Origin of the sequence: Alistipes sp. DJF_B185 (assembly GCF_964250025.1) — a bacterium.
GTDB classification, from domain to species: domain Bacteria; phylum Bacteroidota; class Bacteroidia; order Bacteroidales; family Rikenellaceae; genus Alistipes; species Alistipes finegoldii.
This window is the reverse complement of record NZ_CAXUDY010000002.1, coordinates 165,085-188,476: the sequence shown is the minus strand read 5'-3', so window position 1 is coordinate 188,476 and position 23,392 is coordinate 165,085. Positions and strand designations below refer to the sequence as shown.

The window sequence follows — 23,392 nt, the reverse complement described above, 5'->3', positions numbered from 1 at the left end:
TGCGCCGACCTGTCGACCTGCGGATCGTCTGGCTGGCTGGCTGGCTGGCTGGCGCTTGACCGGTGGATCGGCGGCCGAAGGGCCGAAGATCGGCGTGTCTCTTTGTGTGAAGGGCCTAAAAAAACATTGCCGAAAAGGGGGTAATCTGTAAGAGGCGCTTAAAAGATTCCCCCCCCCTCGACAATGTTATTGGGATCGTGCCCGGATTGCTCCGGTTGCTGGTGCAAATATAGGGATAAATTCCTAACCGACAAACAAAAAAGCTGCAAAATTTGCAGCTTTTTCTGTTTTCGCGTATTCTGTTTACTGACGCTGGAGGTCGCTGTTGTCGGCTACCACCATGTTCTTGTCGATGCGCAGCGTTACGTTGCCGTCCACTTCGATCAGCAGGGTGGTCTCCTTGATCTCCTTTACCGTGCCGTAGATACCGCCGGCGGTGATGACCTTGTCGCCCTTTTTCAGCCCGTCGCGGAAAGCCTGCATCTGCTTGCGGCGCTTGGCTTCGGGACGCCACATGAAGAGCCATAAAACCAGCACCATGAGGCCGATCATAATGATGAAACTGTACTGCTGCATGAAACCCGGCTGGGGTTCTACGGGCGGCACCTGAAGAAAATTGATCATACGTCGTTATGTTTTAGTGTTTAATTTCTGTAACGGGACAAATATACGAAATATTGTCGAATACGCAACTATTTATTCCACTTCGGCTTCGATAAACAGCCGGAGGGGACTGCGTGCCCCGGCGAACGAGACGTCGAGCGTCTTGAGCTGCCAGCCCCATTCGCCCCTTGCGTCGAAAGTGAGCGTCACCTGCTGCGCATCGCCGGCGTTAATCGGCTGATTGTCATATTCGAGCGTCGTGCATCCGCAGCTGCGGCCGTATTTGGCGATGACGACCGGTCCGCTTGTCTCGTTGGCCAGCCACAGACGCAGCTGGGCGATTTCGCCCGAATGCAGGCGTCCGAAACGCACGGTGTCCGTACCTCCCGTGTCGAGAATCTTGTCCGTGAGGGTGATAATCCGGCCTTTGCGTTCGGTCTTCACCTGCCGGGCGCCGCATGCCGCGAGCGACGCGGCCAGAAGCAGCAACAGACAGACACGCAGCATCGGACCTCAGATCAGGCCGCGGCCCGCTTTCTTGATGCGGCCTTCGGCGGTGAGCGAATCGACGATCTTGTCCAGCACGCCGTTGATGAAAGTGCTGCTGCCGGGTGTCGAGTAGTATTTCGAAATCTCGATGTACTCGTCGAGCGTCACCTTGACCGGAATCGACGGGAACGAGGTCAGTTCGGCCATCGCCGTGCCGATGATGAGGTTGTCCATGAAGACGATGCGCTCCACGTCCCAGTTGGAGGTGAATTTCTCGATATAATCCTGATAGGAGTCGTAATTGACGAGCGATTTTTCGAACAGCGTCCGGACGAACTGCGGGTCCTCGTCGCTCTTGAATTTCGCGGGAACCTTCAGCTCCGTGTGCGTCGGGCGCAGGTTCGAGAGCGAACGCAGGATCATCATCACGATATAGGGCAGGTCGTCGCTCCAGAGGATCGACATCTCCTCCAGCACGTTGTCCAGCGGTTCGCAGCTCTGAAGCTCCTTGAAGAAGTCTTCGAGCAGTTTGCGGTCGTCGGCGAACGAACGCTCCGGACGCGCCATGTAATCCTTGAAGTAGTCGCTTTCGGTCAGCTGGGTGTAGAGCGTGCGTATCAACTCCGGATACCGCGTCCAGTTCAGCTTGCGGGCCGCCGCATAGTCGTTCACCGCGTCGCTGTTGGCGATTACGCGGATGATCTGGTTGTCGACGAATTTGGTGTTGGGGTTGAGGTCTTCGTGTGTCGGCAGTTTTTTCTGCTTGGCCAGCTCCTGACGCTGTTCGGCGTAACGGGCGATTTCCACGGGCAGGATCAGTATCTGGAAGTAGAGGTCGTAGGCCTTGTCGACGGACGTCATCAGCGTTTTCTCGGACGCAATCATGTTGTCTGCACCCGATTTGAGGTGCGCGAACAGCGCTTTGACGACCTTAATACGAAGTAATCTTCTGCTCAACATATCTTTTAGAACGGTTTTAACGGCCGCAAAGATAGAAAAATTTTTCCGTAAAGAAAGAATTATTGCCTATCTTTGCGGTCGTATGGAGCAATTGGAAGAAAAAGAGATCATACCGTACGACGTCATCGTCGTCGGTGCGGGGGCTGCGGGCATGATGGCCGCAGGAACCGCCGCGCGCAACGGAAAACGTGTGCTGCTCATCGAGAAGATGGAGAAATCGGGCCGTAAGGTCCGCATCACGGGCAAGGGCCGCTGCAACGTCACCAACGCCCGCCCTGCCGAGGAGTTCGCCTCGCAGGTGCGGATCAATGCGGAGTTTTTCGCGCCGGCCTTCGCCGAGTTCAACAACCGCGCCGCCATCCGCTTCTTCGAGAGGGCGGGCGTGAAGCTCGAAATCGAGCGCGGCGAACGGGTCTTTCCCAAAAGCGGCAAGGCGTGGGACATCGCTACGGCCCTGTTGGAATATTGCTTCGAGAACGGCGTCAAAATCATATACAATACGCGCGTCACCGGGATTATGACCTTGGGCAGCAAGGTCTTCGGCGTCCGCTATATCAACAAGCGCGGTTTCGAACGCAAGGAGGAGTGCCCGAACGTCATCGTCGCTACGGGAGGGCTTTCCTATCCCGCGACGGGTTCCACGGGCGACGGATACGCCTTCGCATCCGACTTGGGGCACTCCGTAGAGCCGGTGCGCCCTTCGCTGACGCCGCTCGTCTCGTCGCATCCGCAGATCAAATACCTCGACGGCCTTCTGCTGCGCAACGTCCGGGCGACGCTTTGGATCGACGACCAGCCCGTGCGCGAGGAGTTCGGCGAACTGGGATTCTCGCAGCGCGGCATCGAGGGCGCCGTGGCGCTGCGGATGAGCCGCGACGCGGTGGATGCGCTGATCGACCAGCGGCGCGTGAAACTGGTCGTGGACCTCAAACCCGCGCTTACCGAAGAGGTGTTGCGCGAGCGGATCGCGCGCGAGATCGCCGATATGGAGCCGACCGAGTTTTTCACCGAACTGCTGCGTAAGCTGGTTCCGAAGCCGCTCGTCTTGACTCTTGTGCATGAAATGGACGTCAACGGCAAGAATTACGTCAGCAAAATCACCGAAGAGCAGATCGGCCGCCTGATAAAGACGCTCAAGGGATTCACCTTCCCGCTTACGGATTATGCGCCGTTCGAATATGCCGTCGTGACGGCCGGCGGCGTCTGCTGCGACGAGGTGAACCCCTATACGATGGAGTCGCTGAAGGTCCGGGGACTTTACTTTGCGGGCGAGGTGCTGGACCTCGACGCCAATACGGGCGGATACAACCTGCAGATCGCCTTTTCGACAGGCCGTCTGGCGGGCATGCTGAAAAAATAGGGGAGATGAGGATCGGCGGCCGCACTATCGGACTGGGTTTTTACGGACGGATCGCAGAACTGCACAACCGGCTGGTCCGCGCCCGTTATTTTCGGGGGCACGGAGTCCATTCGCCGTTCGTATATAATATTGTACGGGAGGTCTTCATGCGCGGCGAGCTGCTGCCGGGCGACCGGCGGCTGTACCGGGCGCTGCGCGGTGCCGGAGTTCCCGAACGCCGGGCGATACAGTTGCAAAACGTGGCGATTCATTGCGGTTACGGTACGTTTGGCCTGAATCGTGCGGATGCCGAATTCTGTATCCTGACGCGGGACCTGCCCCGTGCGGAGACGCTGGCGTTGGTCGCCGCCGCGGGCGAAGCAGGGCATACCGTCGCCCTGATGTCGCCCTGCGAGGGACAGGATCGCCAGATGTTGTGCCGTCAGATCGTGGCGGCGCATCGTTCGACGACGGTGGACAATAGGGGATACCTGCTGATTTTCAACAATAATTTGCCGAAACAACATTTCCGGATATGAAAATATACACCAAAACGGGCGACAAGGGGACCACGTCTCTGGTCGGCGGCGAGCGGGTTTTCAAGACCGACGAACGGGTCGAAGCGTACGGCTCGGTAGATGAATTGGCGGCTTTTACGGCGTTGTTGTGCGACAATATGCGCTCCGATGCCGCACTGACGCCGTATGTGGACGACTTGAACCGCATCCTTTCGCGGCTGATGACCGTCGAAGCCCTGCTGGCCCGCGGGAAATCGGGCTGCGAGAAGGTCGCTCCGCTGGCGCCCGAAGCAGTCACGTGGCTCGAAGGGCGGATCGACGCCTTGCAGGCTGCCGTACCGCCGATCGACAAGTTTACGATTCCCGGCGGCAACGCCGTCGTTTCGATGTGCCATGTCTGCCGCACGGTTTGCCGCCGCGCCGAACGCGCCGCACTGCGCGCCGACGAGAAATACGGCACGGACGCCGAGGCGCTGATGTTCCTGAACCGGCTGTCGGATTACTTCTATGCGCTCGGACGCATGCTTACGGCGCATTACGAGGTCGATGAAACCTTGTGGATTCCGTAATCTGTTGAGTGCAAGCGTGTTTATCCTGCACCGGCGATGTTTTGTTGTTTTTTCTTTGTTTTTCTCGTTTTTTTTATACTTTTGCAAATCAGTGATGGCGGAACAGTCCCGTTTTCGGTTTGGCTAATCCGCTGATATTTGGGAACTTAAAAATATTGAAATTATGTACTGGACACTTGAATTGGCATCGAAACTCGAAGATGCCCCTTGGCCTGCCACGAAAGACGAACTGATCGACTATGCAGTACGTTCGGGTGCACCTCTCGAAGTGCTTGAAAATCTGCAAGAAATAGAAGACGAAGGCGAGATATACGAATCTATCGAAGACATCTGGCCCGATTACCCCTCGAAAGACGATTTCTTCTTTAATGAAGAGGAGTACTGAAAAGAATTTTGGGCTGAAATGGCTCAAAATGACATAGTTAAATTACTCGACGGCACGATTCATAATCGTGCCGTTAGTATTTAAGGGACATTTCCGGTTAAATAAAATTGACAAAAAATTGACAATTTTTGGATTCATCTTTGTGATGGTAAAAAATCGGAAATTATGGGTAGACTTAAATCAGAATGTCCCTCTGGCAACTTTATTGTGCGCACCAAGCCGAACGCAAAAGGGGAAGTTGCATCCCGTTTCATCCTAATTTTTAAGCATACTCTTGTTGCTATGGAGTAATACTTATTTCTGAGACATAAGAACGACGGCCAAATGTCCGCCCGGTCGGGGATCGTCTGCTATGACGCGCATTTGCTCGGCTGTAGACGAATAAAACGGCCGCTCCGAAAGAAGCGGCCGTTCTGTTTGCTGTCCGATCCCGTTTACTGAACGATCGAGATCGTGGGGTTGATATTGTTTTGTACGGATATGCGGTGCGTACCGCCGTTGGGAGCGGCTAAGGCTCCCTTTCCGCTGGCCTGCCAGTTGGCCATGCAACGGAGCCGGATCAGAATATCCCCGTTATTGATGGCATGCTCGAACGTCATGTTGCGGTCGATCAGACAATGGTCCGTATTCATCATTTCGTAATTGTAAGAGAATGTCTGCGCCTGATCGCCCTCTCCGACGGTCGTCGTCTGCAAGGGCGCTCCGGGCTTCCATTCGCCGCCGTCGTAGTACTCCAGCATCCAGTATTTCATACCGGTTCCGGATGCGCGTGCGTGGAACTTGGCGTTGATGACCGTTCCGGCCTTTATGGTCATTTCCGGAATGGTGAACAGCCACCAGTCGCCCGGCCATCCGCCCGTGATATAAGGCTCGCCGGCCGTATTGGCACGGGCTATCTTGTTGTTTACGTCGAGTGCCGGATCGCAGTTGCTGATATAGCTGATATAGCCCTTTCCGGTTGCCGACGGCATTTTGTTGTCCACGACGAACTCATCGACGTTGACGCCCTTTGTAAATACCCATTGCGCCGGCAGATTCGAAGGAATTTCCCGTACGATCGTCTTCTCGTAGACGCCGCCGAACGGATCCGTTACGACGACCTTGATCGTCGAGCCGGGAACCTGCGCTATGGCGGAGAACATATGGGCATTGTAGCCCGTGAGGTAGGTGCTGTTGGGCGATCCGGGGGCGTGGGCCGGTTCCAGTACGTCTTTCTGCCATGTGTAGTGCGTCGGGTCCTTGCGGTATACGCGGGTCGCTGTGAGCGGCTGTCCGTTTTCGGTCACGGATACCGTCCAGTCCTCGTCCCAGTTCCATACATTGACCAGCACTTCGTTGGCCTTGGCGCCCACGGCGCTCTTGTAGTCGCTCTTCACGAAATTCATGTCGTATACGGCGAACTGCTCGTTGCGGGCCACCTCGATCCCCTTATAGTACCACTGCACGGCCGTTCCGTTGAATTTGAATACGCCGTATCCCGTCGGGGAGCCGTCCTTGCACAAGTCGTAGTCGGCGCCTCCGTTGGCGCTTTTCACGTTGAACCACCACGTGCCGCATACGGCTGCGACGTTATGTTCGCGTACGCCTTCGGCGATCTTCGCGTGGTGATTGGTGTGCGTATGTCCGGTGAGGAATTCCACCTGATAACCCTGCAGCAGACCGAGCAGGTCGTTTCCGCCCGAAAGCGTCACGATCGGGTTCAGACCGGCCGAGGTCATCGGGGCATGCATGGCGACCACGATCTTCTTGGACTTGTCCACGTATTTCAGGTCTTCGGCCACCCATGCCATCTGCCATTTCTGCGGGTCGGAGTCGCCGAGCAGACCGATCCGCTCGATGCGGCTGCCGCCGTTGTAATTGTCGTACTGGTCGTTGTCCAGAACGATGTAGTGTACGTCGCCGATGTTGAACGAATAGTAGGTGGGGGCTATGTGCTGCTTGAAAGGCAGTTCCGTGAAATAGTCTCCGACTACCTTCGGATCGTTGTCGTGGTTGCCGATCACGTTGAAAACCGGGCAGGGGAAGTTCTTCATCAAGTCCTTGTAGTTCGGCAGCTGGTAGCGTACCTCCACCATGTTCTCAGGACCCTGATTCATGGTTTTGTACCAGAACGCATCCCACGTGATGTCGCCCAGACAGAGCGCATACACGTTCGCATACTGCGCCATTTCGGCCGTGATGTCGGGCATGAACTTGTTCTTGTACTGGTCGATGTCGGCATATTTGCCTGCCGTGTTCGGGGTCTTGCTCGCCAGATGAAGGTCGGTGAATACCATCATCACATGGTTCGTGTTTCCGCCGGGGATCTCCGTAAGCGCGAAATCGTGCTGCTCGTTGTCTTCGTTGAGCAGCTGCTGGCTCATGGCCGGGAAGGCCGGATAACCCGCTTCGCTCTCGATGTTGTATCTGGAGGGGATGGAAACGAATACGTACCCCATTTTCTTCTCCGAGGGCAGGTAATAGACGCCGTCCTTGTCGGTCTTGGTGACGATGACTCCGTCGGACACCACCACGTCTGCGACCGCCTTTTTCCCGCAGTAGACGCGGCCCTTGACGGTCATGCCCGCCTGATCGGGAATCGCGGGGAAGTGCGCCTTGTAGATCGTCATCGGCCCCAGCACCTGCTGCTTGTTGTAACGCTTCAGGATAAGCTCGTACGAGCGCAGGTCGATCGTCTTGGGAACGGTTATTATGACGTAATCCTCGGCCACCTCGCTGATCTCGGCCTGAAAATATTTGGTCTCCTCTTCAGGGTCTTCCGACGTGGAACGGAACAGGAATACGTCGTATTTGTCGAATCCGGTTCCCATGATCTTGATGGGGTCCTCCGGGATGAAGATCTCCTCCGCATCGGGCATCACGAGATCTTCGATGAAGACGGCGGGGATAATTTCCTCCTGTTCGGGCGTCGGTTTGGTCCATGTCGGATCTTCCGAACAGCTGATTCCGATGCACAACAGCAGAAATGCGGCTGCGAACAGATACGGTAATCTGAATTTTATCAATCGTTTCATTTTTCTCATTGTTTAGATTTTTGTCTAATCCTGCCGAATCGCTCCGGGAGGGGAGCGGCCCGGCAAGATTATCCTGCGTTACACCGGATTAATTGACTTTTTTCTTCAGGCTCGTATAGATCATGCGGTTCGTACCCGTCGCGCTGTTGGCGGCCTTGCCGTCCACGCGCTCGTCGGAATTGACGCGGAACCGCAGCCAGAGCGAAGACTGGTTCTTGCAACCGTCGGGCAGTTTGAAGGCGAAGTTCTTGGGACCGGGTATTACCTCCCAGTTTCCGGCCTTGTAGTCGGTTACGAAGGTCCACGGACCGGCCTCGGCCGCAGCCCACTCGATCGAGAAGGGACCGGGGCCCGACTGCGAGCTGGTGGTGCAGAAGCATACGTAAAGGTCGTCCGAAATGCCTGCCGTCGAAGTCTCGAAGTACCATGCCTTCTGGGTCGGCGTATAGGTGTCGTTCGACTGGGCGCCCCAGCCGCCGCAGTTGGCGGAATAGTATCCCTTCTCGGTGCCGTTGACCGACGCATCGACGCGGACATAGGCGGCGCCGCTGTAAAGGCGGAAGGTGGTGCTCTGCGCGATGACGGCCTTGGGGGCGAAGTTCACGAACAGCTGTCCCGTGCCGACTTTGGGAACGAGTATCTCCTTGTCGGGAAGCGTTTCGGGCCAGTAGAATTCGGTGACGGGCACGTAACGCCGGGCTTCGGTCAGCTTGTCGCGGTCGTTGATGTTGCGCATCCTGATCGCCCATTCGTTTTCGACCTTGATCAGAATACCCGTTATATCCAGCATCGGATCGTCAGTCAGCAGTTCGTAATGTTTGAACATGGCGCCCGTCTCGACGCTGGTGCCGCCGTAGACGTAGTGGCTGATCGTGTTGCCGTCGCGGTCCAGAAGCAACTGGGCGAGGTCGGTAGGACGTCCGCCGCCGTAAATGGAGCCTTCGTTGGCGTTGTAGTAGGTTCCGTGCGGGAATACGAACTGGAGATTTCTGATCGTTACCAGCGTACCGAGCATTTCGTCCGTCAGGCCCTGCGTGCTTTCCATCACCTTCGGTTCGATCGGAGCGCCGCCCGTGGTGATGACGTCGCGGATGCGTTCGGTCGAAATGGTGATGTAGGGCTGTCCGTCGTCGTCGATCACCGACTGCGTATTCATGAGCGGTATGGTCACCAGCGAATTGAGCTGGAGCGAGTGCGAGCCTTCCTGAACGCGGAACTGAATGGCGCGTCCGCTGGCGTCCTGAACGAAGAACGCGGCGGGATTCGGGCAGTTGCCGGATACGCGGTCGCTGATCACGGTGCCCTGTATCTTGACGTTCTCACGAACGGTTCCCTGCAGGCCGCCCAGCTTCTCGTACACCTCGGCAATGGTCTTGAGTTCGGCGTTTTCGCCGATATCCAGCGGAATGCTCTGGTAGACGATCAGCTCTACCGTCGTCATACGCTCGGTGGTGGCGTTGAATTCGATACGTCCCGTGCGGGGCACCGTTCCCGCATATTTGGGAACGGAGAACTTGATTTCGTTGTCGCTGATCTCGTCGATCGTGATCCAGCCCTCGCCGGAGTCGCCGACCTTGGCCGTCCACTCCACGTTGCAGGTGACGCCTACCGAATATTTCTCCTCGCCGTTGCTGTTGATGACCACCTTGGGAGGCGTCGTGGTCACTCCGAGTTTGAGCGCCGGATCGACGTCCCGCTGCGAAATCGTGATTTCCTGAATGATGTTGTCGTGCTCGTGCTTGCCAACGACGCGGAAGCGGGCCTCCCGCAGTACGGGGTCCTTGGCCGGCTGTTTGGATACCTTTACGGCGAAAACGCCGTCGTCGGAACCCTCCTTGGGCCAGATATTGACCCACGTCTGGGAGGTGTCCGCCATTTCGACCTTCCAGTCGATATTGGAATACACGGTGAAACTGTGCGTCTCTCCCGCTGCGTTGTACAGGAAAGCGTCTTCCGACAGCGTGATATGGGGATCCCGGACAACGTCGGTCTCGTCGTCCTTGCAGGCGACGAATGCCGTTGCCGCCATCGCGCAGAGAGCGAGCGCCTTCAGGCCGGGCCATCTTCCGGAGATGAATTGTTTTATTTTCATATGAATTGTTTTTTCGTTATTTACGGGTTAAATTCAAAACTCGACCGGGATGCTGCGTTGCCTTTCCGGTTGCGATTCGTTTTACGGACACTCTTACCATTTGATGTCCGCATCCCATTTGTGGCCGGTGTAACCGAGGTTGTTGTCCTCCTCCGGATTCTCCAGCTTGACGGCCTTGCGGCTCCACCACACCGGCGTTTTCATGTTGTCTTCGCCCATTTTGGCCAGCTGGGTCGCATAGTTCTTGTTGGACGAACGCAGCACCAGCGGGTAGGGGAAACGGGTCGGATGCACGCCGTCGTTGCGGATGGCTTCGCCCATCACCAGCAGGGGATAACCCGTCCGGCGGTACTCGTGCCAAGACTCGTAGCCCACCGTGAACAGCGAAACGTATTTCTGGGTGATGATGATTTCGGTCGTAGCGTCGTAAGCCACGGCTCCGTTCTGCAGGAAGGTTTCGACGGCCGATTCTGAGATGTCGGGAATCCACTGCTTGAGCGACGCCGTAACCGCAGCATAGTAGGTCTCCGACGCTTCGCCGTCCATCATTCCGCGCTGAATGGCCTCGGCCTTGATGAACAGCACCTCCGAATAGGTCATGAACGTGTACGGGGAGGTGTACTGCCTGAAAGTCGTATTGTTGCTGTTGGATGCGCCGTCGGCCGACTGTTTGGAGATGACCGAAGCCGGGGCGCCGCTCGTGATTCCCACGTAACCGCCCGCGTTGGCTCCGGAGCTTACGCGGTTGCAGTAAACCGAGATGCGGGGGTCGCTTGAGTCCACCATGATGTTGATGAAACGTTCGCCCATCGCGCTGTCGTCGGTGGCGTTGTCGCCGAAATCATTGACGAACGGGCGCGTGCCGCTGTATTTCAGCGTGGCGTTGTCGTCGTTGCTCTCGAATATGGGGTACTGCGAGGGGTTCTCGAATACGGTCTTGATGCGTTCCGCCGAATTCATGTCCCTGCGGTTGCTCACGCGCATCAGCAGGCGCAGATAGAGCGAGTTGGTGAACTTCCGCCATTTGGTCACGTCGCCGTTGTAGAGCAGGTCGCGCTTGGCGTCTATGGTCGAGGTCTTCGTGTAAAGCGTGTTGGCCCGTTCGAGGTCCATCAGCAGCGAGTCGTAGATGACTTTCTGATCGTCGAATTTCGGCTGCATGATGTTTTCGTCGATGCCTTTGAACGCCTCCTTGAAGGGCATGTCGCCGAACAGGTCGGTCATGTTCGAAAGGTAGAGCGCCTTCATGGTCAGGGCTATGGCCTGCGCGTTGGTATTCTCCTCCTTCTCCGCGAGCTTATACATCTCTATGGCATTGACGGCCCAGCGTCCGCAGAAATTCCATGCGCCCTTGAATTCGCTGTCGGTGAGCACGAAGCGGTGCAGCTGATTCAGCGTGCTGGTCTCCACCGTATACTGCATGAACTCGTTGTTGTGGCGCCACGTGCGGTATTTCATGCTTCCGGCGCCCTCGAAAATCAGGTCTTCGAGCATCTGGGAGGAGTTGGCCTTGCCGACCTCCGCCCGGTTGGGGTCCTTGTTGTAATCGTCGAAATTGCTCGTACAGCCGCACAATCCCAAGATTATCACTCCCCCGGTCAATATATATGAATTGATTCGTTTCATCGTCTTATTAGAATTGAAGTTTAAGATTAACGCCATACGTGCGTGTCATCGGGAATGCCGCGGTTTCGAAACCCTTGGTGATTTCCGAACCGTTCATCGTCGCGATCTCCGGGTCGAACTGCGGCCAGTTGGTCCAGCAGAAGAGGTTCGTGGCGAAGAAGGCGATCGAAGCGCCCTGCAGCACCTTGGTCTTGGCCGCGATCTTCTTGGGAAGCGAATATTCGAGACGTATGTCCTTCATCTTCAGGAACGACGTGCTGAAGGTGTTGTTCACCACGTTGTCGCGGTTGAACACGCGCAGGTTGTAGTAGCTCTCGATGCTGGCCGTCACGGTCTTGTTGATCGAGTAGGTGCCGTCGGCGTTCTGGTTCACGCCCTTGTGGATCAGACCGTCATAACGGCCGGGAAGCGTCGCTTTTATCTTACCCTGATAGCCCAGCATGGCGTTGGTGAAGGAGTAGGCCTGCCCGCCCCATTGCGCCGAGAACGAGAAGCTCAGGCGGAAATTCTTGTAGGAGATCGAGTTCATCCAGCCCGCTTTCCAGTCGGCCTGCGTGTTGCCGAGGTTCTCGAATTCCGAAGCCAGTACGGGATAACCGTCCGAATCGACGATGTCCCAGCCCGATACGTCGATCGTCGATCCGTCGTCGGCCGTGACGTAGGAACCCTTGGGGGCCTTCTCGTAGCCCGAACCGTACAGGTCGCCCAGCGATCCGCCCGGAACGGCGCGGATTTCGCCGCGGGGACCGGTTGCGATGGTCCAAGAATCCAGATTCGGGGCCAGCTCCACGACCTTGTTGCGGTTGCGCGACCACGTGAAGTTCATGTCCCAGCGGATGTTCTTGTTCCTCACGGGCTGTATGCGGGCCGATACCTCCCAGCCGCGGTTGTTGATTTCGCCCGCGTTCACGATCGTATTGTAGACGCCGGTGGTGATGTCTACGGGCACCGAAATGATCTGGTTCGTGGTGGTCGCGTTGTAGAACGCCACGTCGAACGTCAGACGGCTGTCGAAGAAGCGGCCCTCGACGCCGAACTCCCAGCTCTCGACGTTTTCGGGTTTGAGGTTGTAGTTCGCCTTGTTGGTCGGCATGTTGAAGCCGCCGGTGAAGGAGGAGTTGTTGTAGTAGTTGAGCAGCTGATAGGGCGACGTGTCGTTACCCACGTTGGCCCACGAAGCCCGCACCTTGAGGAAATTGACCATCGGGGTGTCGATGTGCAGCAGGTCGCTGAGAATGACGCTGCCGCTGACCGAAGGATAGAAATAGGAGTTGTTGCCCGGAGCCAGCGTACTCGACCAGTCGTTGCGGCCGGTGACGTCGAGGAATATCATGTTGCGCCAGCTGGCCGATATGAGTCCGTAGAAGCTGTTGATCGACTTCTGACGGCGTATGGAAGTCACTTTGGGACGGTCCACCGAGTTGCTCAGGCGGTAGTCGCGGTCCACGACCAGACTTTCGGCCAGCGAGGTGTTCGAACGGTAGGACTGCATCATGTTGTTGCCGCCGAACGATGCGCTCAGGTCGAAGTCGTTCAGTTTCTTGGTATAGCGCAGCAGGAAGTCGTTGTTCATCTCGTAGTCGAACACGGTCTGCTCCTTGTACATACCGTTGATGTAGGTCTTGGCGCCCTTGGGTTTCTGCTGGGTGCGGAAATCGTTGTTGAGGTCCATGCCGCATCGCAGGATCAGCGAAAGCTCTTCGGTGAAGTTGATCGTCGCTGCCAGATTGCCGAACACGCGGTCGCGGTCGAGTTTGTTGAGCTGTTCGTAAGCCGTGTAGTAGGGGTTGTTGCCGTTGGCCGATACGTGCTGGGTGCTTTTGCTCAGGTCACCGCCTTCGCGCACCCATTTCTTGTAGTCCGCCTTGAACCACTGGGCGTCCACGTTGGGCGTATTCCACAGCAGCGGATACATGATCGACGAGCCGCCGTAACCGGTCATCGGCAGGTTGTCGCTGTCCTTGCGGTAGTAGTTCACCTTGGCGTCCAGCTTGATGTACTTGTTGATCTGCTGCGAGAGCGATATCGAGAAGGTCTGCTGTTTGTAACCGGTGTTGGGAACGATCCAGTCGTTGCGCACGTCGGTTACCGAAACCCGGACCGAGGTGCCTTTGCCGTTGTTGCCGCTGACCGAGATGTTGTTGTTCCACGTTACGCCGGTGTCGAAGAATCCCGCGAAGAAGTTGCGCGGACGCCACTCCATCATCGTATAGGTGCCGTCGTCGTTCAGCGAAGGCCACTCGTAGGTCAGATGGCCGTCGAACTTGTCGCCGAAGGCATAGGACGACCAGTTGCGCGACACGCCGTCTACGCTGTAGAACGAATAGGGGTTGCCGCCGAAGCGTCCTGCGCCGTATTCGTACTGGAAATCGGGCCAGAATCCGGCTTTCTCGAACGAAACCGACGAGCTGAACGTAACGCCTATGCCTTTGGTGGTGCGACCCGACTTGGTCGTGATGATGATGGCGCCGTTTGCGGCGCGCGATCCGTACAATGCCGTTGCGGCGGGACCTTTCAGTACGGATACGTTCTCGATGTCTTCGGGGTTGATGTCGCCCGCGGCGTTACCGAAGTCTACGGCGCCGTCGGTCGAGTTGTATGCGCTTTCCGACGTGCTGGAAGTGGTGCTGCTGGTGATGGGCACTCCGTCGACCACGAACAGGGCCGTGCCGCCGTTCATGTTGATGGAGGTTTCGCCGCGGAGAGTCACGCGCATCGATCCTCCGGGACCCGTCGACGCCTGATCGAAGTTCAGACCGGCGACCTTGCCTGACAGAGCATTCATCCAGTTGCTCGATACCGTGCTGGTGAGCACATCGTTGTCCACCTTCGTAACGGCATAACCGAGCGCTTTTTCGTCTCGCTTGATACCGAGTGCGGTTACGACGACGCCTTCGATTTCCTGACTGTCGGCCTCCAGCGTGACGTCTATCCGCGTTTTAGGGCCTATTAGTATCTTCTGGGTCTTATAACCCAGCGAAGAAAAAACGAGGGTCTGAGTTTCCCCCCCCCTTATTTTGTACTTGCCGTTGATGTCCGTGATAACACCTGTCGGTGTTCCCTCGATCGTTACGGCGCAGCCTACCGCCGGGGTAGTGCCGTCCGAATCGTAGACGGTTCCTGTGATATCCGCTTTCTTCTGGGCGTAGAGCATCGTCGATGCCAGCACCAGAAACAGGGATAACAAAAACCTCTTAACGTAGAATTTAAAATTCATAAGCATTTGTTTTTGGTTAAATGTTTAAGTTGTTTGAATGTTGTCGGTTAAATAAATATAGGTATGGTCGCCAATGGCTCTGTATGGTGCGGGAAGCGCCGGAAGCGATCAGCGGATTCGAGATTCGATTCGGTTTTTTCCGGCAGGGAATGCTGCCGGTGCGGTCCGAAACCGCGTTGCCTGCGGTTGTCGCAGGGGCGTGGAACCGGCATTTTGCTGCGGGTACAGGTGCCGTCGCATCGGCGGCGGCCATTGCTGTTGTTCTTATTCCGGCAGGTTCCGGAATCCGGTTTGGCGGCAGTTTCGATTTCATGGTCAGTTGTTTAGGCGGCGGTCCATATCAGCGTTCATTTTCCGCTCCCGAAGCGACTTGTTAATTTCAATATGAAAATAATACCTTTCGTTTCAAAACAAAAATACGAATTAGTTTTTACTGTGCAAAATATTTCGTATTTTTTTTAGTTTACAAAACGAAAAATATCCTGTTACGGAGGTTTCGTGTAATAAGGGCGTTGTTCCGGGCGGAAAAACGGCTGCTTTTTTATTATTCACCTCGCTGGATTTCAAATATTTGTCAAATGTCGCCCCGCAGTTGACCGCTGCGGCCGCTGATTTCGGCGGCGCGGTCTGCAATGTCGAATGTATGTTCGGGATGACAGGATACGGCAAGGGCCGCCCCGCAGTGGGGCAGCCCTTGGTTTTTATCAGATGGTTGCGCCTATTTTTCCGCCACGAAGAACAGATCGAAACTCTCGTCCGTCACGGGGCCGATCCGGTAGTCGTCCATGCGGATCGAGGTCGTGAGATCGGTGTTGGACTTCAGGAGTCTGCGGCGGTTTATGCGGTTGAGAACGTCGTAGGGGAATTGCAGCAGACAGCGGGGGAGCCGGTGCTGCAGGTCGAGGATGTCGAAGCGCGTGATGCGCTTCACGCTGCGGCGGTTCTGTTCGTAATATTCCATGACCCGCGCGTTGCCCGAAACGCCGAGCGCCTCGACCGACGAAAATTCGCTGCCGAGCAGGCTGCGCAGCTCCGCAGCGGTGTATTCCCGGATATGCCACGGGTTGCGCGTGAGCGACATCGGAGCGTTCGGGGTCGTCACGATGAACTTTCCGCCCGGACGCAGTACGCGCTTCACTTCGCGCACCAGTTCGAGGTCTTGTTTTATGTGTTCGATCACCTGAAACGAGATCACGAAGTCGAAACTGTCGTTTGCGAAGGGCAGCGGCGGAACTGTCGCCTGCCGGAATTCGACGTTCGGGAGCTGCGTCGGTTCGGGTGCGGGGGCCAGTTTGTCGATGGTGACGAAACTCCGGGCGCGGGGCGCCACGACCTCGATGCCGTAACCGGCCCCCGTGCCTATCTCCAGCACGTCGCCGCTGATGCGCTGCGCCGCGGCATGGTAGGCCAGCAGCGAACGCTGGAACACGAAATTGTCGGAAGCTTCCCGCGAAACCCGTTCCGCGGTCGTTATCTTGGCCATTACTCGTTGATCTTTATTCCTTGTTCGTCCACCGTGACGGCGCCACGTTTGAGCAGCATGCCCAGCGAACGTTTGAAAACCTTCTTGCTCGTCTGCGTCAGCCGGTTCACCTCTTCCGGGGCGCTGTCGTCGTTCAGCGGCAGGAAGCCGCCGTTGTCGCGGACCAGCTGCAGCAAAACCTCCGCCGAGTCCTTCACCTGTGCGAAACCCTCCTGCTGGAGGCTGACGTCGATGCGGTTGTCCTCGGTGAGCTTGCGGACGTAACCCTTCGTCCGGTCTCCGACCGCTATGGGGCGGAACAGCTGGTTGCGGTAGAGCATGCCCCAGTGCCGGTTGTTTATGATCACGCGGTAGCCGATCGGACTCTCCGACGCCACGAGCAGATCGACTTCCTGACGGGGCGCCACCGTGATGATGTCGTTGTTGATGAAGCTCTTGAGCTTGCAGGTCGCCACGCAGCGGCCCGTGACGCTGTCTTCGTAGAGGTAGACGATGTAGCTCCGTCCGGCGATGATGCCGCCCTGCTGGTTGCGGTTCGGAAGGAAGAGGTCCTTGCCGTACAGCCCCCAGTCGAGGAACGCCCCGTGGGCCGTCTTGTCCACGACGCGGAGATAACCCGCCTCGCCGACGCGCAGCAGCGGCGTTTCGGTCGTCGCCACCAGCCGGTCTTCGGAGTCGTGGTAGAGGAAGACCTCCTTTTCGTCGCCCGGCTTGTCTGTCAGGGATATGTAGCGGTTGGGCAGCAGAACCTCGTTCTGCTCCTCGTCCGCAAGGTATAATCCGTAATCCGAGATGCGGCTTACGGTGAGTTTCTGGATGCGTCCTGCTCTGAGCATATTGTCGTTTGTCGGAATTGACCGACTGCAAAAGTACGTTTAATTTCGCGGCTATGCAACTTTCCGCGCGGGAATAGATCGGACCCGCCGCTTCGAATGAATCCGATTTTCCGCCGAGGCTTTGGCTATTGCGGAAAAAAGCGTACCTTTCGGACACTAACCGAAAACTCCCGACCATGAAGCTGCGCCTATTTTCCGCACTCCTGCTCGCAGGATTGCTCACGGCGGCCGCGGCCTTTGCCCGGCAGCCCGTCGATGAACTGTACGACAAGGCCGAATACCGTATCGCGATGCGCGACAGCGTGAAACTCTATACCGCGGTCTATACGCCCAAAACGGATGCCAAAGCCTCCATCCTTATTTTCCGCACCCCCTACGGCTGCGCCCCCTACGGTCCCGGCGAGTTTCCCCGCAGCTTCGGGAGCGGCTATATGCGCAGTTATATCGACCGCGGCTATATCGTCGTCATGCAGGATGTGCGGGGCCGCTTTATGAGCGAGGGCGAATTCGTCCATGTCCGCCCTGCGGGATACGGCGAAACGGACGAGACGACGGACAGCTACGATACGGTCGAGTGGCTCGTGAAACATGTGCCGCACAACAACGGCAGGGTAGGTTTCGCCGGCAGTTCCTATCCGGGCTTCTACGCCATGATGGGCGGTCTCTGCACCCATCCTGCGGTGAAGGCCGTTTCGCCGCAGGCTCCTGTCACCGACTGGTTCATGGGCGACGACGTCCGCCACAACGGCGTGCTGATGCTCACCGACTCCTACCGTTTCCTGAGCGGCATGAACACCCCTCCGGGCCATACTCCGACCGAAAAGATGCCCCCGATGTCGAAGCGGACCCGCCCCGACGAGTGGTCGTTCTTCCGGGAACATGCGACGCTGGCCGAACTTACGGAACTTCAGCGTCCCAATCCTTTCTGGGAAGAGCTTGCCGAACACCCCTCCTACGACGCATGGTGGCAGGCGCGCGACCTGCGCAGGGCCTGCTACAACGTACAGCCGGCCGTGCTGGTCGTCGGAGGGACGTTCGACGCCGAGGATTGTTTCGGGGCGTGGAACCTCTACCGGGCCATGGTCCGGCAAAGTCCCGCAACGCCGTGCCATCTGGTCGTGGGACCTTGGGCGCACGGAGCATGGCGCAACGGCAGCGGAAAACTCGGAGCGTTCGATTTCGGGCGCGAAGCGGCGTGGGAATACTATATGGAGCATTTCGAACTCCCTTTCTTCGACCATTACCTCAAGGGCGAGGGCGCCGCGGACCCGCTTCCCGCCGCCGCGGTTTTCTCGTCGGGCGACAACCGCTGGCATGCTTTCGACCGCTGGACGCCGCGCGAAGCGCGTAAGCTCACCTTCTACCTCTCCGACGGCGGACGTCTCGAAACCCGCCGCCCGACGGCCAAAAGCTCCGCCTCCGCCTATACGTCCGATCCGGCCGACCCTGTGCCCTATATCGAATCCTTCGGCGAACGCCGCCCCAAAGAGTATATGCTCGCCGACCAGCGCTTCGTGTCGGACCGTTCCGACGTGCTGACCTTCGTCACCGAGCCGCTCGACGGGGATATGACCCTCGCGGGACCCGTCGATGTCGAGCTGGAGGTGATCCTTTCGACCACCGACGCCGATTTTGTCGTCAGGCTGATTGACGTTTTCCCCGACGACGATCCGCAGTCCGGCTGCCGGATGCTCGTGCGCGGCGACGTGATGCGGGGGCGTTTCCGCGACGGGTTCTCGCGTCCCAAAGCCTTTACGCCGGGCGTTCCGGCCCGCGTGCCGTTCCGCATGACCGACATCGCGCATACGTTCCGCGCCGGACACCGGGTGATGATTCAGGTGCAGAGCACATGGTTCCCGCTCGCGGAGCGCAGCCCCCAGCAGTTCGTCGATGTCTGGACGTGCGGCGCTTCGGATTTCGTGCCCTGCAAAGTCTCGGTGCTGCACCAGCGGAGCAACGCTTCGTCCGTTACCGTGTGGCGGCTTGAAGAAAGCTGATCCGGTTCGCCGCTCTGTTCCGGCTTACGCCGCGCCGCGTCGGTATGCGCGGATCGCATGAAATTTGCGGGATGTCTTACAGGATGTCCCGCTTTTTTCTTGCAAAAAGTGCAAACTGTAAGAAAATTTCATATATTTGTTACAAAAGAGAAGTTTCCTATGAAAATACGCGTAGCTATCTGTCAGGTCGATATGGAGTGGGAAAACACCGCCCGGAACCTGAAACGTCTGGAGCCGATCGTGGCCGCGGCCGATGCCAATGTCGTCGTGCTGCCCGAAATGTTCGCCACGGGATTCAAACTGCGTCCGTCCTGCGTCGCCGAACCGGCCGACGGGCTGGTCGTCACGACCATGCGCCGCTGGGCAGCGCAGTACGGCAGGGCCGTCGTGGGCAGTGTCGTCGTCGCCGAGCAGGAGCGGTTCCGCAACCGGATGTTCTTCGTCAAACCTTCGGGCGAGACGGCGTGGTACGACAAACGCCATCTGTTCCGCCCCGGCGGCGAAGCGCGCGACTATACGCCCGGCGACCGACGCGTGATCGTCGAATACATGGGCTTCCGCTTCCTGCTGCTGGTCTGCTACGACCTGCGCTTTCCGGTGTGGAGCCGCAACCGGGGCGATTACGACGCTATTCTGTGCAGTGCCTCGTGGGCCGACGACCGGCGCGAGGTGTGGCGCACGCTGCTCCGCGCCCGTGCCATCGAGAACCAGTGCTATCTGGCGGGCGTGAACCGTGTAGGTACGGATCCCGACGCAAGCTATGCGGGCGATTCGGCGCTGATCGACTTCGCCGGCCGTACGCTGGCCGACGCCGGCGACCGCGAACGGACGCTGATCGCCGAATTCGACTCCGAAGCTCAGGCGGCCTTCAAGGAGAAATTCCCCGCATGGATGGATGCCGACGACTTCGAACTGAAGTGCTGAGGCTCTGACGGCTTTCCGGTCCCAGCTCCGTCCTGCCTGTCCGCGGCTCCGCTGTCTTTCGGAACCCCGGCTTGTGCTTTTCCCGTTTCCCGTCTCCGCTGTCCGTCGGAGGCTTGGTCCTGTGTTTTTTCTTTAGAGGCCCGATCCGGTTTTTCTTCAGAGGCACGTCGCTGTCTTTAAGGAGTCCCGGCTTGGATTCTCGCAGTTCCTCGGCGTCCGGGCCTGCTTTCCCTCGGCGTCCGGGCCTGTTCTTCCTCGGCGTCCGGGCCTGCTTTTTCTCGGAGTTCCGGGCTGCTGTCTCTTCGGAATTCCGCTTTGCTTTTCTTCGTATTCCGGCTCTGTCTTTCCGGCAGTTGCGCCGCATCTTGTCCCGGCCGAATTTTCTTCCGTTCGTTTTGTTTTGCGCCGCATATGTCGTATCTTTGTACGATATTCCCGCCGGAAAAATCCGCTCCGCTCAATAAACGGAGCTTCCGGTGCGTTTAATTACGATGATGAAAGAAGATACGATCAAAATACTGGGCGCACGGGTCCACAACCTCAAGAATGTCGATCTGGAGATTCCGCGCCGCAAACTGGTTGTCATAACGGGCCTTTCGGGTTCGGGCAAATCGTCGCTCGCGTTCGACACGATCTACGCCGAGGGGCAGCGTCGCTACATGGAGACGCTCTCGATCTATGCGCGTCAGTTCGTGGGGACGATGGAGCGTCCCGACGTGGACAAGATCACGGGTCTCAGCCCCGTGGTGGCCATCGAACAGAAGACGACCAACAAGAATCCCCGTTCGACCGTCGGCACGGTTACCGAGATCAACGACTTCCTGCGTCTGCTCTATGCGCGCGCGTCGCGCGCCTATTCGCCCGTCACGGGCGAGGAGATGGTGCATTACACCGACGAGCAGATCGCCGAGCTGATCATGACGGGCTTTGCCGGACGTAAAATCGCCCTGATGGCTCCCATCGTGAAGGGCCGCAAGGGCCACTACCGCGAACTGTTCGAGTCGCTGGCCAAGAAAGGATATATCTATGCGCGCATCGACGGCGAGATCCGCGAGATTTCGGCCGGCATGCGTCTCGACCGCTATAAAATCCATACGATCGATCTGGTCGTGGACCGGCTCGTCGTGGCCGAGGACGCCCGCGACCGCGTGATGACTTCGCTCAGGGAGTCTATGCGGCAGGGCAAGGGCACGATGGCCGTTTACGATTACGGCACCGAGCAGCAGCGCTTCTATTCGCGCCATCTGATGTGCCCCTCGACGGGCGTGGCTTTCGAGGACCCCGCGCCGCATACTTTTTCGTTCAACTCGCCGCAGGGCGCCTGTCCCCATTGCAACGGTCTGGGCGAGGAGGCGGTGTTCGACGTCGGGAAGATCATTCCCGACATGAAGCTTTCGCTGCGCGAAGGGGCCGTCGAACCACTGGGCAAGTTCCGCAACAACATGCTTTTCGCCATCCTCGAAATGCTGGGCCGCCGTTATGACTTCACGCTCGACGACCCCGTCGGCACGCTGCCCGAAGCAGGTCTGAACGCTGTTCTCTACGGCGATTCCGAGCCGCTGCCGATCAACCTCTCGGAGTTCAGTTCGTCGGGCGGCAACCACCTCGTTTCGTGGGAGGGCGTCGCCGAATACATCGGCCGCACCGAGGACGACGACTCCAAACACGGCCAGAAGTGGCGCGAGCAGTTCCTCGTCTACCGCAAATGCTCGGTCTGCGGCGGCACGCGCCTGAAAAAGGAGGCCCTGCAGTTCCGTATCGGCGGCCTGAGCATCGCCGACGTTTCGGCCATGTCGATTTCCGAATTTTCGGAGTGGGCCGCCCGTATCGAGGAGCATATGACCGACAAGGAGTGGAAGATCGCGCAGGAGGTCGTCAAGGAGATCCGCGAACGCCTGCGCTTCCTGATGGACGTGGGGCTGGGCTACCTGTCGCTCTCGCGGTCGTCGCGCTCGCTGTCGGGCGGCGAGAGCCAGCGCATCCGGCTGGCTACGCAGATCGGCTCCAAACTGGTCAATGTGCTCTATATTCTCGACGAACCGTCGATCGGCCTGCATCAGCGCGACAACCGCAAACTGATCCGCAGTCTCGAAGAGTTGCGCGACGCGGGCAACTCGGTGATCGTCGTCGAACACGACGAAGACATGATGCGCGCCGCCGATTTCATCGTCGATGTCGGTCCCCGCGCGGGCCGCAAGGGCGGCAATATCATTGCGGCCGGAACGTTCGATGACATTCTCAAATCCGACTCCATCACGGCCGATTACCTGACGGGCCGCCGCCGCATCGAAATTCCCGAAACGCTCCGCAAGGGGACGGGCCAGAGCATCGTGATCCGCGGAGCCAAGGGCAACAACCTCAAAAACGTGACCGCCGAATTCCCGCTGGGCAAGTTCGTCTGCGTCACGGGCGTCAGCGGTTCGGGCAAATCGACGCTCGTCAACGAGACCCTGCGGCCGATCCTCTCGAAGGAGCTTTACCGCTCTTTCGCCCAGCCGCTGGAGTATGACAGCGTCGAGGGCCTCGAACATGTCGACAAACTGGTCGTCGTCGATCAGTCGCCCATCGGCCGTACGCCGCGCAGCAATCCGGCGACCTATTCCAATGTCTTTTCCGACATCCGCAAACTCTTTGAAATGACGCCCGACGCCCAGATCCGGGGCTTCAAGGCGGGCCGCTTCTCGTTCAACGTCAAGGGCGGCCGTTGCGAGGAGTGCCGCGGTGCGGGCGTGCAGACCATCGAAATGAACTTCCTGCCCGACGTTTACGTGCGCTGCAAGGCGTGCGGCGGACACCGTTACAACCGCGAGACGCTCGAAGTCAAATACAAGGGCAAGAATATCGACGACGTGCTGAACATGACGGTCAATATGGCCGTGGAGTTTTTCGAAAACATTCCCAACATCTACCAGAAGCTCCGCGCCATTCAGGAAGTGGGACTGGGCTACCTGACCCTCGGCCAGCCCTGCACCACGCTGTCGGGCGGCGAGAGCCAGCGCATCAAGTTGGCGAGCGAACTTTCGAAGCGCGACACGGGCCGCACGCTCTATATCCTCGACGAGCCTACGACGGGACTCCATTTCGAAGATATCCGCCTGCTGCTGGAGGTGCTGAACAAACTCGTGGAGCGCGGCAACACCGTCATCGTCATCGAGCACAACCTCGACGTCATCAAGGTCGCCGACCATATCATCGACATCGGACCCGAAGGCGGAGCCGCGGGCGGCGAGATCGTCGCCGCCGGTACGCCGCATGAGATAGCCCGCTGCAAACGCAGCTACACGGGCGAATTCCTGAAAAAACTGGGACTTTAGTCACTACGCTAAGCAGTTAGGCACCG

General features: G+C 58.0%; 17 protein-coding genes. 7 read left to right on the top strand and 10 right to left on the bottom strand.

Annotated elements, in window-relative coordinates; genetic code table 11:
- Nucleotides 1–303: 303 nt before the first annotated feature.
- The 3 genes from yajC to ACESTR_RS04000 all read right to left on the bottom strand — a co-directional run bounded on the left by yajC (nucleotide 304) and on the right by ACESTR_RS04000 (nucleotide 2,052).
- Entirely contained in the window at nucleotides 304–624 is a 321-nt protein-coding gene (yajC, locus tag ACESTR_RS04010; protein WP_009598011.1) for a preprotein translocase subunit YajC, read from the bottom strand.
- 72 nt (nucleotides 625–696) lie between these two features.
- The gene (locus tag ACESTR_RS04005) at nucleotides 697–1,110 is read right to left on the bottom strand and encodes a DUF1573 domain-containing protein (protein ID WP_014776233.1); all 414 of its coding nucleotides are present in this window, start codon (nucleotides 1,108–1,110) and stop codon (nucleotides 697–699) included.
- A gap of 6 nt (nucleotides 1,111–1,116) precedes the next feature.
- A complete protein-coding gene (locus tag ACESTR_RS04000; protein ID WP_009598045.1) occupies nucleotides 1,117–2,052 on the bottom strand; it encodes a transcription antitermination protein NusB in 936 nt (311 codons plus the stop codon).
- Between the two features lie 82 nt (nucleotides 2,053–2,134).
- On the opposite strand from ACESTR_RS04000, the gene ACESTR_RS03995 reads away from it, so the two are divergent.
- The 4 genes from ACESTR_RS03995 to ACESTR_RS03980 all read left to right on the top strand — a co-directional run bounded on the left by ACESTR_RS03995 (nucleotide 2,135) and on the right by ACESTR_RS03980 (nucleotide 4,863).
- Nucleotides 2,135–3,412: an NAD(P)/FAD-dependent oxidoreductase gene (locus tag ACESTR_RS03995; protein ID WP_014776234.1), complete on the top strand. Its 1,278-nt coding sequence runs from the start codon at nucleotides 2,135–2,137 to the stop codon at nucleotides 3,410–3,412.
- Nucleotides 3,413–3,417: 5 nt separating this feature from the next.
- Nucleotides 3,418–3,930 (top strand): hypothetical protein, encoded by a 513-nt coding sequence (locus tag ACESTR_RS03990; protein ID WP_014776235.1) that lies wholly within the window; start codon nucleotides 3,418–3,420, stop codon nucleotides 3,928–3,930.
- A complete protein-coding gene (locus ACESTR_RS03985; protein WP_009598082.1) occupies nucleotides 3,927–4,478 on the top strand; it encodes a cob(I)yrinic acid a,c-diamide adenosyltransferase in 552 nt (183 codons plus the stop codon). Before ACESTR_RS03990 ends, ACESTR_RS03985 begins: the two co-directional genes overlap by 4 nt.
- Nucleotides 4,479–4,641: 163 nt before the next feature.
- On the top strand, nucleotides 4,642–4,863 hold the full coding sequence (locus tag ACESTR_RS03980) for a DUF2795 domain-containing protein (protein ID WP_009597992.1): 222 nt from the start codon (nucleotides 4,642–4,644) through the stop codon (nucleotides 4,861–4,863).
- 434 nt (nucleotides 4,864–5,297) lie between these two features.
- On the opposite strand, the gene ACESTR_RS03975 is transcribed toward ACESTR_RS03980, so the two are convergent.
- The 7 genes from ACESTR_RS03975 to ACESTR_RS03945 form a co-directional block, all read right to left on the bottom strand.
- Nucleotides 5,298–7,877: a calcineurin-like phosphoesterase C-terminal domain-containing protein gene (locus tag ACESTR_RS03975; protein WP_373178854.1), complete on the bottom strand. Its 2,580-nt coding sequence runs from the start codon at nucleotides 7,875–7,877 to the stop codon at nucleotides 5,298–5,300.
- A gap of 88 nt (nucleotides 7,878–7,965) precedes the next feature.
- Nucleotides 7,966–9,969 carry a DUF5689 domain-containing protein gene (locus ACESTR_RS03970; protein ID WP_302268369.1) on the bottom strand — a complete coding sequence of 668 codons (2,004 nt, stop codon included), beginning with the start codon at nucleotides 9,967–9,969 and terminating at the stop codon, nucleotides 7,966–7,968.
- Between the two features lie 93 nt (nucleotides 9,970–10,062).
- Nucleotides 10,063–11,595: a SusD/RagB family nutrient-binding outer membrane lipoprotein gene (locus ACESTR_RS03965; protein WP_009598098.1), complete on the bottom strand. Its 1,533-nt coding sequence runs from the start codon at nucleotides 11,593–11,595 to the stop codon at nucleotides 10,063–10,065.
- A 7-nt stretch (nucleotides 11,596–11,602) separates the two neighbouring features.
- Entirely contained in the window at nucleotides 11,603–14,812 is a 3,210-nt protein-coding gene (locus ACESTR_RS03960; protein ID WP_009598004.1) for a SusC/RagA family TonB-linked outer membrane protein, read from the bottom strand.
- Nucleotides 14,813–14,828: 16 nt separating this feature from the next.
- On the bottom strand, nucleotides 14,829–15,125 hold the full coding sequence (locus ACESTR_RS03955) for a hypothetical protein (RefSeq protein ID WP_130062600.1): 297 nt from the start codon (nucleotides 15,123–15,125) through the stop codon (nucleotides 14,829–14,831).
- A 405-nt stretch (nucleotides 15,126–15,530) separates the two neighbouring features.
- The gene (locus ACESTR_RS03950; RefSeq protein ID WP_244075831.1) at nucleotides 15,531–16,295 is read right to left on the bottom strand and encodes a class I SAM-dependent methyltransferase; all 765 of its coding nucleotides are present in this window, start codon (nucleotides 16,293–16,295) and stop codon (nucleotides 15,531–15,533) included.
- The gene (locus tag ACESTR_RS03945; RefSeq protein WP_130062601.1) at nucleotides 16,295–17,131 is read right to left on the bottom strand and encodes a S1 RNA-binding domain-containing protein; all 837 of its coding nucleotides are present in this window, start codon (nucleotides 17,129–17,131) and stop codon (nucleotides 16,295–16,297) included. Before ACESTR_RS03945 ends, ACESTR_RS03950 begins: the two co-directional genes overlap by 1 nt.
- 176 nt (nucleotides 17,132–17,307) lie before the next feature.
- On the opposite strand from ACESTR_RS03945, the gene ACESTR_RS03940 reads away from it, so the two are divergent.
- The 3 genes from ACESTR_RS03940 to uvrA all read left to right on the top strand — a co-directional run bounded on the left by ACESTR_RS03940 (nucleotide 17,308) and on the right by uvrA (nucleotide 23,366).
- Entirely contained in the window at nucleotides 17,308–19,128 is a 1,821-nt protein-coding gene (locus ACESTR_RS03940) for a CocE/NonD family hydrolase (RefSeq protein ID WP_130062602.1), read from the top strand.
- A 159-nt stretch (nucleotides 19,129–19,287) separates the two neighbouring features.
- Nucleotides 19,288–20,052, top strand: a complete 765-nt coding sequence (locus ACESTR_RS03935; protein WP_130062603.1) for a nitrilase-related carbon-nitrogen hydrolase — start codon at nucleotides 19,288–19,290, stop codon at nucleotides 20,050–20,052.
- Between the two features lie 491 nt (nucleotides 20,053–20,543).
- Nucleotides 20,544–23,366 (top strand): excinuclease ABC subunit UvrA, encoded by a 2,823-nt coding sequence (gene uvrA, locus ACESTR_RS03930; protein ID WP_042494156.1) that lies wholly within the window; start codon nucleotides 20,544–20,546, stop codon nucleotides 23,364–23,366.
- The last annotated feature ends 26 nt before the right edge of the window (nucleotides 23,367–23,392 follow it).

Bases quoted from the DNA above. Each gene is read 5' to 3' on its own strand.
- ACESTR_RS03970 (WP_302268369.1), bottom strand. From the start codon at position 9,969: ATGAAAATAAAACAATTCATCTCCGGAAGATGGCCCGGCCTGAAGGCG.
- ACESTR_RS03955 (WP_130062600.1), bottom strand. From the start codon at position 15,125: ATGAAATCGAAACTGCCGCCAAACCGGATTCCGGAACCTGCCGGAATA.
- ACESTR_RS03935 (WP_130062603.1), top strand. From the start codon at position 19,288: ATGAAAATACGCGTAGCTATCTGTCAGGTCGATATGGAGTGGGAAAAC.
- ACESTR_RS03940 (WP_130062602.1), top strand. From the start codon at position 17,308: ATGAAGCTGCGCCTATTTTCCGCACTCCTGCTCGCAGGATTGCTCACG.
- yajC (WP_009598011.1), bottom strand. From the start codon at position 624: ATGATCAATTTTCTTCAGGTGCCGCCCGTAGAACCCCAGCCGGGTTTC.
- ACESTR_RS03990 (WP_014776235.1), top strand. From the start codon at position 3,418: ATGAGGATCGGCGGCCGCACTATCGGACTGGGTTTTTACGGACGGATC.
- ACESTR_RS04005 (WP_014776233.1), bottom strand. From the start codon at position 1,110: ATGCTGCGTGTCTGTCTGTTGCTGCTTCTGGCCGCGTCGCTCGCGGCA.
- ACESTR_RS03945 (WP_130062601.1), bottom strand. From the start codon at position 17,131: ATGCTCAGAGCAGGACGCATCCAGAAACTCACCGTAAGCCGCATCTCG.
- ACESTR_RS03995 (WP_014776234.1), top strand. From the start codon at position 2,135: ATGGAGCAATTGGAAGAAAAAGAGATCATACCGTACGACGTCATCGTC.
- ACESTR_RS03975 (WP_373178854.1), bottom strand. From the start codon at position 7,877: ATGAAACGATTGATAAAATTCAGATTACCGTATCTGTTCGCAGCCGCA.
- uvrA (WP_042494156.1), top strand. From the start codon at position 20,544: ATGATGAAAGAAGATACGATCAAAATACTGGGCGCACGGGTCCACAAC.
- ACESTR_RS04000 (WP_009598045.1), bottom strand. From the start codon at position 2,052: ATGTTGAGCAGAAGATTACTTCGTATTAAGGTCGTCAAAGCGCTGTTC.
- ACESTR_RS03960 (WP_009598004.1), bottom strand. From the start codon at position 14,812: ATGAATTTTAAATTCTACGTTAAGAGGTTTTTGTTATCCCTGTTTCTG.
- ACESTR_RS03980 (WP_009597992.1), top strand. From the start codon at position 4,642: ATGTACTGGACACTTGAATTGGCATCGAAACTCGAAGATGCCCCTTGG.
- ACESTR_RS03985 (WP_009598082.1), top strand. From the start codon at position 3,927: ATGAAAATATACACCAAAACGGGCGACAAGGGGACCACGTCTCTGGTC.
- ACESTR_RS03950 (WP_244075831.1), bottom strand. From the start codon at position 16,295: ATGGCCAAGATAACGACCGCGGAACGGGTTTCGCGGGAAGCTTCCGAC.
- ACESTR_RS03965 (WP_009598098.1), bottom strand. From the start codon at position 11,595: ATGAAACGAATCAATTCATATATATTGACCGGGGGAGTGATAATCTTG.